This window comes from Chryseobacterium rhizoplanae, from assembly GCF_900182655.1.
Taxonomy (GTDB): domain Bacteria; phylum Bacteroidota; class Bacteroidia; order Flavobacteriales; family Weeksellaceae; genus Chryseobacterium; species Chryseobacterium rhizoplanae.
Genome location: NZ_FXTC01000001.1, coordinates 18,914 through 34,861, shown reverse-complemented (window position 1 = coordinate 34,861; position 15,948 = coordinate 18,914). Strand labels below are relative to the sequence as shown.

The 15,948-nt window shown below is 36.7% G+C and carries 13 protein-coding genes; 3 read left to right on the top strand and 10 right to left on the bottom strand.

From position 1 onward, the window contains the following. Positions 1-2: 2 nt before the first annotated feature. The 8 genes from FN817_RS00130 to FN817_RS00095 all read right to left on the bottom strand — a co-directional run bounded on the left by FN817_RS00130 (position 3) and on the right by FN817_RS00095 (position 8,355). Entirely contained in the window at positions 3-557 is a 555-nt protein-coding gene (locus FN817_RS00130; protein ID WP_142716182.1) for a hypothetical protein, read from the bottom strand. A gap of 82 nt (positions 558-639) precedes the next feature. Next, a complete protein-coding gene (locus tag FN817_RS00125; protein ID WP_142716181.1) occupies positions 640-1,632 on the bottom strand; it encodes an isoaspartyl peptidase/L-asparaginase family protein in 993 nt (330 codons plus the stop codon). Between the two features lie 145 nt (positions 1,633-1,777). Further along, the gene (locus FN817_RS00120) at positions 1,778-2,266 is read right to left on the bottom strand and encodes a DUF6691 family protein (RefSeq protein WP_142716180.1); all 489 of its coding nucleotides are present in this window, start codon (positions 2,264-2,266) and stop codon (positions 1,778-1,780) included. A gap of 24 nt (positions 2,267-2,290) precedes the next feature. Further along, the gene (locus FN817_RS00115; RefSeq protein ID WP_142716179.1) at positions 2,291-2,854 is read right to left on the bottom strand and encodes a YeeE/YedE family protein; all 564 of its coding nucleotides are present in this window, start codon (positions 2,852-2,854) and stop codon (positions 2,291-2,293) included. A 5-nt stretch (positions 2,855-2,859) separates the two neighbouring features. Beyond that, entirely contained in the window at positions 2,860-4,281 is a 1,422-nt protein-coding gene (locus FN817_RS00110; protein WP_142716178.1) for an MBL fold metallo-hydrolase, read from the bottom strand. A gap of 84 nt (positions 4,282-4,365) precedes the next feature. Beyond that, the gene (locus FN817_RS00105; RefSeq protein WP_142716177.1) at positions 4,366-5,160 is read right to left on the bottom strand and encodes a sulfite exporter TauE/SafE family protein; all 795 of its coding nucleotides are present in this window, start codon (positions 5,158-5,160) and stop codon (positions 4,366-4,368) included. A 276-nt stretch (positions 5,161-5,436) separates the two neighbouring features. Beyond that, on the bottom strand, positions 5,437-6,075 hold the full coding sequence (locus FN817_RS00100) for a Crp/Fnr family transcriptional regulator (RefSeq protein ID WP_142716176.1): 639 nt from the start codon (positions 6,073-6,075) through the stop codon (positions 5,437-5,439). An 18-nt stretch (positions 6,076-6,093) separates the two neighbouring features. Continuing rightward, positions 6,094-8,355 carry a glycoside hydrolase family 20 protein gene (locus tag FN817_RS00095; RefSeq protein WP_142716175.1) on the bottom strand — a complete coding sequence of 754 codons (2,262 nt, stop codon included), beginning with the start codon at positions 8,353-8,355 and terminating at the stop codon, positions 6,094-6,096. A 232-nt stretch (positions 8,356-8,587) separates the two neighbouring features. Here FN817_RS00095 and FN817_RS00090 point away from each other — a divergent pair, with 232 nt between their 5' ends. Continuing rightward, positions 8,588-9,400, top strand: a complete 813-nt coding sequence (locus tag FN817_RS00090) for a DUF4197 domain-containing protein (RefSeq protein WP_142716174.1) — start codon at positions 8,588-8,590, stop codon at positions 9,398-9,400. Between the two features lie 1,166 nt (positions 9,401-10,566). Here the strand turns inward: FN817_RS00090 and FN817_RS00085 are convergent. Then, positions 10,567-11,220, bottom strand: a complete 654-nt coding sequence (locus FN817_RS00085; RefSeq protein ID WP_002980639.1) for a CoA transferase subunit B — start codon at positions 11,218-11,220, stop codon at positions 10,567-10,569. Positions 11,221-11,342: 122 nt separating this feature from the next. Here FN817_RS00085 and FN817_RS00080 point away from each other — a divergent pair, with 122 nt between their 5' ends. Next, positions 11,343-13,145 (top strand): ABC transporter ATP-binding protein, encoded by a 1,803-nt coding sequence (locus FN817_RS00080; protein ID WP_142716173.1) that lies wholly within the window; start codon positions 11,343-11,345, stop codon positions 13,143-13,145. A gap of 47 nt (positions 13,146-13,192) precedes the next feature. Here FN817_RS00080 and FN817_RS00075 read toward each other — a convergent pair whose 3' ends face one another. Continuing rightward, positions 13,193-13,894: a CoA transferase subunit A gene (locus FN817_RS00075; RefSeq protein ID WP_047423619.1), complete on the bottom strand. Its 702-nt coding sequence runs from the start codon at positions 13,892-13,894 to the stop codon at positions 13,193-13,195. 370 nt (positions 13,895-14,264) lie between these two features. Between FN817_RS00075 and FN817_RS00070 the strand changes: the two genes are divergently transcribed. Then, positions 14,265-15,806 (top strand): toxin-antitoxin system YwqK family antitoxin, encoded by a 1,542-nt coding sequence (locus FN817_RS00070; protein WP_142716172.1) that lies wholly within the window; start codon positions 14,265-14,267, stop codon positions 15,804-15,806. Positions 15,807-15,948: the final 142 nt, after the last annotated feature.

Below are 15,948 nucleotides of genomic sequence, written 5' to 3'. Positions count from 1 at the left end.
TTCTACTTTGGTTCATCCTGCAATACATCTGCAATCAGAAAGGAACCGTTTTGTTTTACTACTTTTATTACTGACGGATATTTAGCTTTAAAACTATTATCAGTCAACACTACATTAAAGATATATTCATCTTTTGAGGTAGATTTTAAATCACAGCTCTCCACTTCAATTTTATCCCAGTCCTGTGCTGTAATCAGGAAACCAACTCCGACACCTGCTTTATTGGTATCAAATTTCGATTTCCATTTATCCTGAAATTCTTTTTCAGTCAGACTTCTATCTACGTCCATATCTACATTTGTTGCATCTGTTTTATACCCGAAATAGTCTTTGGTTGTGATCTTCTGCATACTCTTTTCTTCACTTCCTATATCAGCTTTAAAATAATCGACAATGCTTTTTTCCAACCATTTTTTTGCATCTTCTGCTTCATTGGACTCATTTTCCAAGCCTGTTTTCTCTTCTGTCTGCTGTGGTTCTATGGCTGTTTTCATCTCCTTCTTTTCTTCTTTGCATGCAATAATCAGACATAAAGAAGCGATAATCGTTCTTTTCATATTTGTTGTATGTTTTGGCTAAAGCCAATAATTGACTTTGATTTGTTCAAATGGGCTAAAGCCCATTCCTATTGAGTTTTCATTACTTCAAAGCAAATTCAGGAGTTTCAAGGCGGTTACCTTTCTGATCATGCACAGCAAAGTTGAATCCGTCCTGAATACAGTAAGAACCATATTCTCCTTTTTTATTGATGGCGATAAAACCTACCTGAATATCTTTAAGGTTTTTGTTTCTCCTCTGATTGATTTTCACAATTCTTTCCACTGCTTCTTTGCACGCTTCCTGCGGATTTCTGCCTTGTCTCATCAGTTCCACTACAAGATGGGTTCCTACCGTTCTTATGACTTCTTCGCCATGGCCTGTTGCTGTAGCTGCTCCTACTTCATTATCTACGAACAGACCTGCTCCGATAATCGGGGAATCTCCTACTCTGCCGTGCATTTTAAAAGCCATTCCACTGGTTGTACATGCACCGGAAAGGTTTCCCTGAGCATCCAATGCAATCATTCCAATGGTATCGTGGTTTTCAATATTGGCAATGGGTTTATACTGACTGGTTTTTAACCATTCTTTCCATTCTTTTTCGGATTCAGGAGTAAGAAGATTTTCTTTTTTAAATCCCTGTGAAAGGGCAAACTGCAATGCTCCGTCGCCTACCAGCATTACGTGAGGTGTTTTTTCCATTACCGCTCTGGCAACAGAAATCGGGTTTTTCACATGTTCCAGACATGCAACAGAACCAATATTATAATTTTCATCCATGATGCAGGCATCCAGCGTTACTCTTCCATCTCTGTCCGGACGCCCTCCATACCCAACACTTCTTTCTTTAGGATCTAATTCTACAAGACGAACTCCTTTTTCAACCGCATCCAAAGCCTTTCCTCCTTTACCAAGAACCGTCCATGCTTCTTCATTGGCTTTTAATCCGAAATTCCAGGTGGAAAGGACAATCGGTTTGTTTACGTTTATAGTTTTATCAGGGAAGTCTTTAGCAATTAAATCTAAAGGATTTACAGCGAGTACAAGAGAAGCGGCTGCGGTTTTTTTTATAAAATTTCGTCTGCTTTGCATATCAGGTTTATTAGGCCTACAAATTAACAATTTTCCCGCTGGTAGAAAAGCAAAAAGACTACAGAAAAATGATCCGTAGTCTTTTATATTTTTACTCCAAAAAAAATGATCATATTATTTTGTTTTAAAAAGTATCATTTTCCTCTTAATGCGGTAATTTATCTCTGAAATATCCATATACCCATGTTCCCGCAACAGCACTCAACAAAGTAACAGATACTGCCAAAGCTCCTGTTCCGATCTGAGCAAAAAGAGGTCCCGGGCAGGCTCCGGTAATGGCCCAGCCAAAACCGAATATCAATCCTCCATAAACCTGACCTTTATTGAACTTCTTGGGAGCCAGTGTAATGGGTTCACCGTATATTGTCTTGATCTTGAATTTTTTGATCAGCCACACAGAAATCATTCCCACCAATACGGCACTCCCAATGATTCCGTACATATGGAAAGACTGCAGGCGGAACATTTCCTGTATTCTGAACCAGCTGATCACTTCTGCTTTCACAAATATAATCCCAAAAATAATTCCCGCAGCAAGGTACTTCAGGTTGTGATACCATCGGTGAGTAAGTGTACTTTCGTTTATACAAACAGCATCCTGATGACGTATATCCTGTTCTTTTTCTTTTATCATCTTAAATTCTTTTTTAAATTATACCTACAGGGAAAGGATCACTGGCAGAATAAAATTGGCCATTAAGAAACCACCGATCATAAAACAGACTGTTGCCACCAAAGATGGCCATTGCAAATTGGAAAGTCCCATGATGGCATGTCCGCTGGTACATCCTCCTGCGTATCTTGTTCCGAAACCTACTAAAAAACCTCCAACAACCATTGTGATAAATCCTCTCAAGGTTAACAAACTTTCAAAGTTCATGAGCTGTCCCGGAACCAGATTGCTGTAATCTGTAATTCCATAACCTGCCAATTCCGTTTTCAGGCTGGGATTTACTGTTATTTCATTGGGGTTAACCAAAAAATTGGCAGCTATTATTCCTCCGAAGAAAATTCCAGCTACAAAAAATAAATTCCAGGCTTCTTTTTTCCAGTCGTATTTGAAAAAATTCACATTGGCAGGTATGCAAGCTGCGCAGATATGCCTCAGCGAAGAGCTGATTCCAAAGGATTTATTTCCCATCAATAATAAGGCAGGAACGGTAAGCCCAATCAATGGACCTGCAATATACCATGGCCACGGTTCTTTTATAATCTCCAACATTTTTTTTAATCTAATGTATTTAAAATTTTAGTCTGACACACAAAATCGCTTTTAGGAATACTTGTCAATGAAATGGCTTTAAAACCTCCTTCAATTTCTGTAAAATTCCTATATCCTCTTGCCTGAAGGATGCTTGCAGCCATTGTACTTCTGTATCCGCTTCCACAATGCATATAAAAATGTTCTTCCGTCCGTACTTTATTAATCCATTCATTAATATACGCTAAAGGCATGCTGTAGGCTTCATGAATATGTTCCGCATTGTATTCACTTTCTCTTCTTATATCAATGATTTTTTCTTCTTTTTCTTTTATTTCGATTTCAAACTGCTCTGCAGAAATTCGGTTGACAAAGTCTGTTTCTTTACCACTCATTTCCCAGGCTTTAAAACCACCTTCCAAAAATCCTAAAATATGATCGAATCCTACTCTGCTTAATCTTGTTACCGCTTCTTCTTCAGTTCCTTTTTCTGTAACCAGAAGAATAGGTTGGTTTACATCAGCAATTAAAGCTCCTGCCCAAGGGGCAAAATCACCGTCCAGTCCTATATTGACCGACTGCGGGATAAAACCTTTGGCAAATTCATGATTGTCTCTCACGTCTAAAATCAGAGCTCCTGAAGCTTCAGCAATTTCCTCAAACTGTTCCGGAGCCAGTGCATGCAATCCTTGTGAAAGAACTTCATCAAAACTGTTGTATCCTTTTTTATTCATCATAACATTCATTCCAAAATAAGCAGGAGGAGGCAAAAGTCCATCTGTTACTTCTTTTATAAAACTCTGTCTGTCCTTTTGATTCAAAGCATAATTGGTCTTTTTCTGGTTTCCCAGTGTATCTACCGTTTCTTTCTGCATATTTTTACCACAGGCTGAGCCAGCTCCATGAGCAGGATATACCGTAATATCGTCATCCAAAGGCAAAATTTTGTGGTACAAACTGTCATATAAAAGTCCTGCCAGTTCCTCCTGGGTCATATTCGCACCTTTCTGTGCAAGATCCGGACGGCCTACATCTCCCAGGAATAAAGTGTCACCGCTGAAAAGTGCTTTTTCATCTCCATTCTCATCTATCAAGAGATAGCATGAACTCTCAAGGGTATGTCCTGGTGTATGAATGACTTTTATTTTAACATTTCCTATTTCAAATATCTGATGATCTTCTGCAATGATGGCCTCAAATTCAGGATTTGCGGTCGGACCATACACAATCGAAGCTCCGGTTTTATTGCTTAAATCGAGATGTCCACTGACAAAATCAGCGTGAAAGTGGGTTTCAAAAATGTATTTCAATTCTACTCCATCTTCTTTCAATCTGTTGATATAAGGTTGTGTTTCTCTTAAAGGATCAATAATTGCCGCCTCTCCTGCTGAAGTAATATAATAAGCTCCCTGTGCCAGGCATCCTGTATAAATCTGTTCTATTTTCATTGTCTCTATTTTTTGATGTTGTTATCTGATACAAATCTCCTGCTTTCTTTTTTCCTCTACAGCTACTTTTGTTACATAAGAGATTTAAAGGAATATTTCTTTGGTAATAATGTAAATACCCATGATCAGGATAAACCATCCGAATGCCGGTTTCAGTTTTTTTCCGTCTATCTTTTTTGATAGCTGTGAACCTATTATAATTCCTGCAACAGCAATTGTCGCGACAGAAATCAATAGTTCCCACTCTATTTTTACGTGATTTACAGAAGAAAAAAAGCCTATCAAAGAATTGAAGGAGATAATGACTAAAGACGTTCCTATTGCAATCTTCATGGGAATTTTCAAAAGATTAACTAACGCCGGAATGATCATAAAACCACCTCCTGCTCCCACCAGGCCGGTGAGAACACCTACAACAGAACCCTGCGCTGCTGCCAGAAAAGTATTGTTTTTATCTGTGGCTCTTTCTGGCAATTTTTCTGAAACATTGCCCTTTATCATTTTATAAGAAGCCAGAATCATCAGTGCTGCAAACAACAATAATAAAAAAATGTCTCTGGTAATGATAAAGTTTTGTATTCTAAGTACCTCTTCCGGAATGAAAGGAAGAAGATATACTCTGGTCAGAAAAATAGAAATCACAGAAGGAATTCCGAATATCAATGCCATCTTAAAATTGACCCATCCTTTTTTAAAATACGAAACAGATCCAACAAGACTGCTTATTCCCACTATAAAAAGGGAATATTCCGTTGCCAGAAAAGCATCAACACCAAAGAGATAAACAAGAACCGGAACGGTGAGAATACTTCCCCCACCTCCGATCAGACCAAGAGAAACCCCGATTAAAACTGCTGCTGCATATCCTATAATTTCCATTGTACTATTCAAATATTCTGATGCAAAAATGGGAAAGTGAAAGGAGGTCTACAGCTACTTTTGTTACATAAGGAAGATTTAACACGAATGAACATTCATATGTTTACAAAGGGCACAAGAGATTATGTTGGGAGATAGGGTAATCTTTCAACTTTGAGATTGCTTTACTTTTGGTTTGTGATGATCATTGACCACCCCGTCAAAAATTCTCTGAATTTTTGCCACCCCTCCCAAAGGAGAGGAATGTGAGTATCCTTTATTAAAATGAGGGTTAGTTTATGAATTGAGGGTTTTCAGAAGGGTGATTTTGTTTCTGCCCAGCTTTAGTTTTCCGTCTTCTTCAAGCTGTTTCAGGAGTCTGGAAACAACTACCCTTGCGGTTCCCAGCTCATTTGCAAGCTGTTCATGAGTGGTATTGATGGTTTCAGAGTGGGTAAGTTCTGATTTTTTCTGCAACAGATTCAACAGTCTTTGATCTACTTTTTTGAAAGCAATTGCATTGATGATATCCAGTAGTTCTTCAAACCTTTTATGATACAATCTGAAAATATAGTCTAACCATTCCGGATGCTCTTTAATGAATAAGGAGACTTTGTCTACCGGTAAAAAAAGGATTTCCGCATCTTCTTCGATTTCGGCTTTCACGATGCTTTTTTCGTTATGCATTCCGCCAAGAAAAGACATAATACAGCTTTCTCCCGCTTTGATGTAGTACAGTAAAATTTCACGTCCGTCTTCTTCAGTCCTGACCACTTTCAGCATTCCTTTCATTACAATGGGAATGGAACGGATGGAAGCATTTTCATCTAATATGATATCTCCTTCTTGGTAGTTTTTGGTTGTACCATATTGATACAGCTTTTCCACCAGATCCGGTGATGAAAATTCGGAAGAAAGTATGGTATCGTTCTGCATAATTTAATTCTAATAAGGCTAATTTACACCAATTTCATCTACAAACAGCCATGCTTTTGAATCTGCTCCAGGATTTCCTGCTGGAATAATGCCTGCATTTTCTATACTCACTTTCAGGTATTTTACATTCTGTGTTCCTACATTTAATCTGATTTTTCCTTTGGCATTTTGAATTTCTGCAGCCGCAATTTCCTTGATCATTTTAAAATTCTTATTATCATCAGAAACGAAAATTTTTGCAGATTTTGCAAGGTGGATCCAGCTTCCTTTATTTTCTAGGGTATTGAAATAAACTTCTGAAAAAACTGTTTTCTGACCAAAATCTATGGTTGCCACAACATCTTTACCCTGGAAGCCAAGCCATGTTTTACCAAGCTGTTTTACATTTCCGATAATACCATCTACCAAAGTAAAAGCACCTCCGAAAGAATAATTTTCACTGGGCTGCTGTTCAAGACTTATGCTTTTCCCAGTAGTTTTTGAAATGGTAAAATGTTGGGTAGAAACAGCACTTTTCAGCTGGCCATCTTCAAAATAAGCTGATTTTATCGTTAAAGAATTAGGAATCTGAACCGCTTTCTCATAAGTTTTAGAGTTGATCGAAGGATCTGTTCCGTCCAAAGTATATCTGATTCCGTTTGAGTTCTGTGAAGTAGAAAGTTCATAAGCAATTCCGTTATTTGAAGGAATTACTTTTCCGGTGATGTTATAAATGCTTTTTGCATAGTTCACTTTCATTTTATCCAGAACTTTAAACTGGTTGATCACCCTGTTTTCAAACTCTTTATAATTTTTAGGGTCTGATGTTCCCCAGCCCACTTCGGAAAGTGCCATTAATCTTGGGAAGATCATATATTGAACCTGTTTAAAGTCTAAAATATATTCTGTCCATAAGTTAGCCTGAACTCCCATAATATATTTCGCCTGTTCTGCATTCAGTTCGGAAGGAACAGGATTGTAAGAATATACTTTGTCTAAAGGAGTAAAACCACCAAAAGCATTAGGCTCTGACTGCGGATCCCCCTGATAATGATCAAAATAACAATATGCTCCAGGGGTCATTACGGCAAAATGTTTTGATTTTGCAGCTTCAATACCTCCGTTTACACCAGTCCAGCTCATCACAGCAGCATTGGGCGCCAGTCCTCCTTCTAAAATTTCGTCCCAGCCAATGATTTTTCGTCCTTTACTGTTGACATATTTTTCAATTCTCTGAATAAAATAGCTTTGCAAGCCATGCTCATCTTTTAAGCTGTTTTTCTTAATCAATTCCTGACAGTGTGCACATTCTTTCCATCGTGTTTTCGGACATTCGTCACCGCCTATGTGAATGTATTGGGATGGGAATATTTTGATCACTTCATCTAAAACGTTCTCCAAAAATGTAAATGTTTCATCCTTCGGGCAGAAAACATCATCAAAAACACCCCATTTTGTAGCAGGCTCAAAAGGGCCTTTTGTGCAGGCCAGTTCAGGATATGCAGATAACGCAGCCAAAGCATGCCCCGGCATTTCTATCTCCGGAACCACTGTGATGTGTCTGTCCTGAGCATATTTTACCACCTCTTTTATTTGTTCCTGAGTATAAAAATAAGGTCCGTAAGGTTTCCCGTCAAAAGTATTATCAACATAAGCCCCGATCATGGATTCTTTACGTTTTGAACCTATCTGAGTCAGTTTTGGATATTTCTTAATTTCAATTCTCCATCCCTGATCATCTGTTAAATGCCAGTGAAAAGTATTCAGCTTATACATCGCCAGATAGTCTATATACTGCTTCACCTCTTCCTCCGTGAAAAAATGGCGGCAGACATCCAGGTGCATTCCTCTCCACGCAAATTTTGGCTGATCTTCAATTTTTAAAGCCGGAATTTTCTTACCCTCTTTATACTGCTCAAAAACCTGAATCAATGTTTGCAGTGCCAGAAAATAACCTTGTTTAGTATAAGATTTTATATGAATCTGCTTAGGAGAAATTTCTATTGAATAATGTTCTTTTTTCTGTTCTGCATCTGTTGGAGCTACAGGAATTATAGAATAGGTCAAATGGCTTCCACCATCTTTTTGAATGTTTTGAAATTTAAACCCAGAGCCTAACCTTTTTTTGAAAAACCCTGTTTCTTCTTTAGGTAAATTGCTGCTTAATAACAGAGTTTCAGGGATTATAAATTCACCCTGTGAAAATTCAACTTTTTGAGGATAAGGAATTAGATTCAATTTATTTTGGGCTAAAATCACATTTGAAATCAATACAAAAAACACTAAAAAAGTACGTATCATTGGAAGTGGTTAAGGTTTGAGCTAAGATAATTATTTTTCAAAACTCTTTGAGGCTTTTTAAAAACAAAATTTAGGCATCTTTCAATTGTTTAGATTCTTATGAGTGGACAATTTACCGTTTAAAATATTTCTTAGATATTCTTCTATATCTATTCCGCATATTATGGTTTGCTTTTTGATCAACTTTGACGACTTAAAAAAATTAAAAGATTTAAATTTGTAAAAAAATAAGATGAAAAAAAATATTTTTCTGGCAGCCGGATTATTATTCTCAATGTCAACACAGGCACAGATTTTCGATATCATAAAATCTACCGTTAAAGATAAAACAGGCGTAGATCTGAACGCTCCGGTAAAAAATAACGGTACTAAAACCATTACCACAACCACCACTTCCAGTCAGACTAATAATTCATCTGCCAATCTTGGAAACCTTACCTCTACCCAGATTTCTTCAGGATTAAAAGAAGCCTTAAGCTTGGGAGTAACGGACGGAGTCAAAAAACTGGCAATTACAGATGGTTTTTTCAAAAATGAAGCGGTAAAAATTTTAATGCCTGAAAAATTAAGAAAGATTGATACCACTTTACGTTCCATCGGTATGGGAAGTCTTGCTGATGAAGGCGTAAAATTATTAAACAGAGCTGCTGAAGATGCCGTAACAGAAGCTGCTCCTATTTTCACCAATGCTATTACTTCTATGACCATTACAGATGCCAAAAATATTTTATTGGGCAGTAATAATGCAGCAACAAGTTATCTTCAGGGGAAAACCCAGAGCCAGCTCTTCAGTGCTTTCCAGCCTAAAGTAAAGGCATCATTAGGAAAAGTTGGTGCTGATACGCTTTGGAAAAACCTGATTTCAAAATACAATACTTTTACAGGACAATCTGTAACCACAGATCTTAACGAATATGTTACTACAGAAACCATCAACGGTGTATTCAAAATGGTTGCCGATAAAGAAAGCGGAATCAGAAATACTCCGGCAATGAGAACGACAAGCATTTTGCAGAAGGTGTTTGGGGCGCAGGATGGGAAATAAATAAGATTAGACTAAATATATAGAAGCTGTTTCATGATGAAGCAGCTTTCTTGTTTTTAAATTTCTTTTGTCTTGAAACAAAAGAAACAAAAATTCAAGACCTGGACCTCTTCGCTAAAAATAATTCCTGTTCTCTAAAAATTCTAAACTTACGCGAATTCATTATTTCTTAATCAGTTCTAAGTTTGGCTCGCGCTTCGGACAGTAGAATTTTCTTAACGTTCACAAGAGTTATTTTTTTGACGCTACGATCTCCTATGTCGTTTTTAAAGTCATTCATAGAACTATCTGCCTAATTCTAAATGACAAACGCACCGTTTTTTATTGCTTTAATTTCTTTTGTCTTAAAACAAAAGAAACAAAAATTCAAGACCTGGATCTCTCCGCTAAAAATAAATCCTGTTCTCTAAAAAATTCTAAACTTGCGCGAAATCTGTATTTCTTAATCAGTACTGAATTCGTCTCGCGCTTCGGACAGGAGAATTTTTTTAACGTTCACAGGAGTTATTTTCTTAACGCTACGAGTTCCGATGTCGTTTTTAAAGTCATTCATAGAACTATCTGCCTAATTCTAAATGACAAACGCACCGTTTTTTTATTGCTTTAATTTCTTTTGTCTTGAAACAAAAGAAACAAAAATTCAAGACCTGGACCCCTTCGCTAAAAATAAATCCTGTTCTCTAAAAATTCTAAACTTGCGCGAAATCTGTATTTCTTAATCGGTTCCAAGTTTGTCTCGCGCTTCGGACAGGAGAATTTTCTTAACGTTTACAGGAGTTATTTTTTTGACGCTACGAGTTCCGATGTCGCTTTAATATCATTATTAGAAATATTTCCCTTTTCAGAATTTTAAATATGAAAAGTTGTTTCATTGACAAAACATTTTTTTGTTGGCTTTAATTTCTTTTGTCTTGAAACAAAAGAAACAAAAATTCAAGACCTGGATCTCTCCGCTAAAAATAAATCCTGTTCTCTAAAAATTCTAAACTTGCGCGAATTCATTATTTCTTAATCGGTTCTAAATTTGTCTCGCGCTTCGGACAGGAGAATTTTCTTAACGTTCACAGGAGTTATTTTTTTGACGCTACGATCTCCTATGTCATTAAAAAAAGTTTCGGCCTCACAAAGTGAGGCCGAAACTTTTTTATATTGTAATTGTAAACATATTAGAACTGCATTTCAGGAATTTCACCTTCAATGATCAGATCTGCTTCTGTAGCTTTAATAATATCTTCTACTGAAACTCCCGGTGCTCTTTCCACCAGTTTGAAACCAGCCGGAGTTACATCCAGAACAGCTAATTCAGTAACTACTTTTTTCACACAGTTAACTCCTGTTAAAGGAAGTGTACATTTCTTAAGGATTTTACTTTCTCCCGCTTTGTTTACGTGCATCATTGCAACAATAATATTTTCAGCAGAAGCTACAAGGTCCATTGCACCACCCATTCCTTTCACCATTTTTCCGGGAATTTTCCAGTTGGCAATATCTCCGTTTTCAGAAACTTCCATTGCTCCAAGGATGGTAAGGTCTACTTTCTGACCACGGATCATCCCGAAACTGAATGCTGAATCGAAGAATGAACCTCCTTCTAAAATAGTAATAGTCTGTTTTCCGGCATTGATGATATCAGCATCTTCTTCTCCTTCAAAAGGGAAAGGCCCCATTCCCAAAACTCCATTCTCACTCTGAAATTCTACGGAAATACCTTCCGGAACATAGTTGGCAACCAAAGTAGGAATCCCAATTCCCAGGTTTACATAATAACGATCTTTGAGTTCTTTTGAAATTCTTTTGGCAATTTGTTCTTTTGTAAGCATAATAAAAACTTAGACTGCAATTTAATTATTTTCACTTGAATACAAAAGGGCTTTGTTGTATTCAATAATTAACACTGTTAGTTAAAATAATATCTGTAATTTTGCCTCATTATTTTAACAGAATGAAAATACTTTTTAAATATCTTAAACCTTATCAGTGGCTGATTCTCATTTCATTATTTTTGGCTACTATTAACCAGGTTTTCTCTTTATTTGCACCGGCTATTACAGGAAACATCCTTGATCAGCTGGTTACTCATCCTAATTTTTTTGATAAAGAAAAACTACTGCCCAGAAACCTTAACGAATACCTATACGGAAGCTCTGTATATCATGGTGCCTTTTATTTTCTGGGACTCCTTATCGGAACGGCCATGATAAGTAGAATTGCAAAAGCTTTTCAGGATTATGTAGTAAGTGTGATTACCCAAAAATTTGGAGCGAAAATATTTACAGACGGGTTAAAGCATTCTATGGCGTTGCCTTTTCAGGAATTTGAAGATCAGAGAAGTGGTGAAACCTTGTCTATTTTAACAAAAGTAAGAGAAGATACGGTGAAATTCATTACTAATTTTATCAATATATTTTTCGGGATCCTGGTGAGCATTATCTTCGTTTCAGTATATGCGATCCGTTTACACTGGTCTATTATGCCGGTGTATATCTGTGGAATTTTCTTTATTGCTATTGTTACAAATTTATTGAGTAAAAGAATAAAAGTAATTCAGAAAAACATTGTTACCGAGACCACAGCTTTGGCGGGAAGTACTACAGAAAGTTTAAGAAATATTGAGATTGTCAAAAGTTTAGGATTAACCAATCAGGAAGTGATCCGTTTGAATAACAATACTTATAAAATCCTTGGTCTTGAATTAAGAAAGGTGAAAAGTATCCGTTCTTTAAGTTTTATCCAGGGAACGATGGTGAATTTTCTCCAGCAGATGATTACCCTGACTTTATTGTATTTGATTTTTAAAAATATTGTAACTCCGGGGCAGTACCTTTCTCTGATGTTTTATGGTTTCTTTATTTTTGGACCAATGCAGGAGATTGGAAATATTATTATTTCTTACCGTGAAGCTGAAGCATCTCTTCAGAATTTTGACCGTTTAATGAAAAAAGAAGTAGAAGAAAAACCTCTTCATCCGAAACAAATTGGTGCTATTGAAGAACTGGAATTCAAACACGTTTCTTTTAAACATCAGTCTGCCCAGTATAAAGCTTTAAATAACATCTCTTTTGATCTTAAAAATGGAGAAACCATTGCTTTCGTTGGACCGAGTGGTTCCGGGAAAAGTACATTGGTAAAACTGCTGGTTGGATTGTACAGGCCTCAGGAAGGGAATATTTTTTACAATGGAATTAATGGAAAGGAATTTGATTTTGATGAACTGAGAAATCAGATTGGTTTTGTAACACAGGATACCCAATTATTTGCAGGAACGATTAAAGAAAACCTTCTTTTCGTAAATCCTTCAGCTACTGAAGAGGAACTGGCTGTTGCTTTACAGAAATCGAGCTGTACTGCATTGCTGGAAAGGGCAGAGAAAGGAATTGAAACGGTTATTGGTGAAGGTGGTCTGAAGCTGAGTGGTGGTGAGAAACAAAGAATAGCGATCGCAAGGGCTCTTTTAAGAAAGCCTCATCTTCTGATATTTGACGAGGCTACTTCTGCATTGGACAGTATTACTGAAGAAGAAATTACTACGACTATCAAAGACATATCAAAAGAAAGAGAGCAGATTACAGTACTTATTGCACACCGTTTAAGTACGATTATGCATGCTGATAAGATCTATGTTCTTGAACGCGGGCAGGTAGTAGAAACAGGCTCCCACAGTAATCTGATTGCCGAAAAAGGACTTTACTATGCTATGTGGCGACAACAAATTGGAGAAAGGAAAACACAAGTTCCTCAAGCATAAAAAAAGCGCTGAAAATATTTTCAGCGCTTTTTATTTATTATCTGAGCTTATTCTTTAGTTCTTACTGTTCTCTGCTCAATTCTTTTTTCAAATTTTTCTCCCTGGAAAATTCTTTGAATCATGATTCCCGGAATATGAATTTCGTTTGGATCCAATTGTCCCGGTTCTACCAATTCTTCTACTTCAGCAATGGTGATCTTCGCAGCACCCGCCATAGGATGGTTGAAGTTTCTTGCAGATCCTTTGAAGATAAGGTTTCCGGCATGATCTCCTTTCCATGCTTTTACGATAGAATAATCTGCTTCGTAAGCATGCTCCAGAATGTGAGGCTTTCCTTTGAATTCTTTTACCTCTTTCCCTTCTGCTACTTCAGTTCCGTATCCTGCAGGGGTATAAAAAGCCGGAATTCCCGCCTGGGCAGCTCTGCATTTTTCAGCTAATGTGCCTTGTGGAGTAAGTTCTACATCCAGTTCACCTGAAAGCATCTGTCTTTCGAATTCAGCATTTTCTCCTACATAAGAGGAAATCATCTTCTTGATCTGTCTTTTGTGAAGCAGTAATCCTAATCCGAAATCATCTACTCCTGCATTGTTTGAAATACAGGTAAGATCTTTCACATCACTTTCTACCAAAGCATTGATTGAGTTTTCAGGAATTCCGCAAAGTCCGAATCCGCCAAGCATCAATGTCATTCCATCCTGAATTCCTTCGATGGCCTCCTTTGCATTTTTTACTCTTTTATCTATCATGAAATATTAGATTTTTCTGTTGGCTAAATTTAATAAATTTTCCGGTATATCCTGCGACCGGAAATAGTCCTGAATTGAATCCTTTTTTTCAATATTTAAAACTTTAAAAGTCAGAATTTTATCAATAAAAATGAACAGATCTGTTCATTTTTTATGGTATTTCTCATCTAATTGATTTATATTTGAGGCTTCAAATCCAGAAATACAGTCTATTTTATTTCGGATATCATTGATTTTAAACACAACTTTAATATAAAAATTATTTTACGGCAGAGCATGATTGCCCTTTACTTCTTCTGATCTCTTCAGAGAAACATTTCAATATGTATCATCACATTAATTATATCAAAATCAAACTTTAAATAAAAACATGAAAAAATTATTTACCTCAGCATTACTTGCCCTGGTACTCAGCATCAATGTGTATGCACAGGAAAAAACTTATTTCGATGAAAACTGGGAAAAGACCACTCAGGACAACATGGAATATTACCGTGAAACAACTCCTAAAGGCAAGCTCACCCTTATCAAGGATTACTATAAAGACGGCAAACTACAGATGGAAGGTCTGGCTTCTGACACAACTCCAAACAGTGAAGTTTTTGACGGAAAAGTAACCTGGTACACTCCTGAAGGAAAGGTTTTGAATTTCGCCACCTATTCCAACGGACAGCAGGTTGGCCCTGCCCAGACTTATGATATGAATGGCAGGCTGACAGAAGATTTGGTCTATAAAGCTGATGGAAATTTTTCAGGAAAGATGTTCAGCTATAAAGACGCTGAGGATGGAATGGATTTTAATATTCTGATTGAATATGAAAACTCAGCGCCTGTAAAAACAACCGTTTATGATGGTGACATTAAAGGGATCAGAAATGAAACCATCACTGATAAGGACAGCAGCACTGAAACAAAATATTACGGTGAAAAAGGAAGATATCTTGGCAGCAATACGACCTCCGGATCGGGTGAAAATATGGTGGTGGATTATTATTCCAGCCCAATGAGGATTTCTAAAATAGAAAAATACAGAAAGGACGGCAGTGTAAAGGAAGGCGTTATCTATAGCAAAAGCGGAAAGATCTTACAGGAACAGAAAATGAATAAAAAAGATGGCTATAAAACCACTTATGATGAGTCGGGTAAAAAAATAGGTCATCTGGTATACCAATATGATAAGGAAAATGATATTTATAATCCAATGGATGGGGATGATTATCATCTGGCCTATGAATATTCACAGATTTCTTCAATTGATACTTATGAAAAAGGCTCAAAGGTAATCAGTAAATACTTTGATGAAGACAAAAAGTTATCCTCCGAGCAATTTTTAAAAGATGATGTCATTCAGGAAATTAAATATTATTCACCGGATGGAAAGCTGAAATCTACATTGACATATAAAGATGGTATCCCTTATAATGGTACTACTTATGAAGGCTTTAATGAAACAATCTATAAGGAAGGTATTATTGTAAATATCAAAAACTTTTTTGAAGGTGCTAATACAAAGCTGAGTTTTGAAAAAAAGCTGAATGCTAAACAAACAGGCTATGATGCAACTGTTTATGACCCAAAAGGCACTATTTTATATACATTTACACAACCTATCAGTGAAGACGGGGAAGATTATTCCTTCACAGCACAAATCACACAGTATGTAAAAGGAAAGCCCGCCAATAAGTCTTCTGTAAAAGCAGGTGTTATTCAAAGCGGAAAAATCAGAATAAAAACATGGGATGGGGCTAAAGAACTTGAACGCAGCGGGAAATGGATCTTGTTAAAACTTTATAATATGGATGGAAAGCTCATTCAGGAAACTAAAACGCTGGCCGACGCTCAGGAGGAAAATGCTTCTGCTGAAAACCAGACACTGATCAGCGAGGATAACCTGTACCATCTATTTGACTAATTACCACAACTATATATCAAAAGCGGTTTCATTTTTTTGGAATCGCTTTTTTATTTAACCACAGATGGAAGATTTTTACAGATAATTATGGGTAATTTTATGATTATTTGCATTAATAAAAAGAGGCTATCATTGCTGACAG

What these genes read in the sequence shown, in the direction of transcription:
- FN817_RS00075 (WP_047423619.1), bottom strand. Translation starts at nt 13,894, where the DNA reads ATGATAGATAAAAGAGTAAAAAATGCAAAGGAGGCCATCGAAGGAATT.
- FN817_RS00090 (WP_142716174.1), top strand. Translation starts at nt 8,588, where the DNA reads ATGAAAAAAAATATTTTTCTGGCAGCCGGATTATTATTCTCAATGTCA.
- FN817_RS00070 (WP_142716172.1), top strand. Translation starts at nt 14,265, where the DNA reads ATGAAAAAATTATTTACCTCAGCATTACTTGCCCTGGTACTCAGCATC.
- FN817_RS00115 (WP_142716179.1), bottom strand. Translation starts at nt 2,854, where the DNA reads ATGTTGGAGATTATAAAAGAACCGTGGCCATGGTATATTGCAGGTCCA.
- FN817_RS00110 (WP_142716178.1), bottom strand. Translation starts at nt 4,281, where the DNA reads ATGAAAATAGAACAGATTTATACAGGATGCCTGGCACAGGGAGCTTAT.
- FN817_RS00080 (WP_142716173.1), top strand. Translation starts at nt 11,343, where the DNA reads ATGAAAATACTTTTTAAATATCTTAAACCTTATCAGTGGCTGATTCTC.
- FN817_RS00100 (WP_142716176.1), bottom strand. Translation starts at nt 6,075, where the DNA reads ATGCAGAACGATACCATACTTTCTTCCGAATTTTCATCACCGGATCTG.
- FN817_RS00125 (WP_142716181.1), bottom strand. Translation starts at nt 1,632, where the DNA reads ATGCAAAGCAGACGAAATTTTATAAAAAAAACCGCAGCCGCTTCTCTT.
- FN817_RS00105 (WP_142716177.1), bottom strand. Translation starts at nt 5,160, where the DNA reads ATGGAAATTATAGGATATGCAGCAGCAGTTTTAATCGGGGTTTCTCTT.
- FN817_RS00120 (WP_142716180.1), bottom strand. Translation starts at nt 2,266, where the DNA reads ATGATAAAAGAAAAAGAACAGGATATACGTCATCAGGATGCTGTTTGT.
- FN817_RS00085 (WP_002980639.1), bottom strand. Translation starts at nt 11,220, where the DNA reads ATGCTTACAAAAGAACAAATTGCCAAAAGAATTTCAAAAGAACTCAAA.
- FN817_RS00130 (WP_142716182.1), bottom strand. Translation starts at nt 557, where the DNA reads ATGAAAAGAACGATTATCGCTTCTTTATGTCTGATTATTGCATGCAAA.
- FN817_RS00095 (WP_142716175.1), bottom strand. Translation starts at nt 8,355, where the DNA reads ATGATACGTACTTTTTTAGTGTTTTTTGTATTGATTTCAAATGTGATT.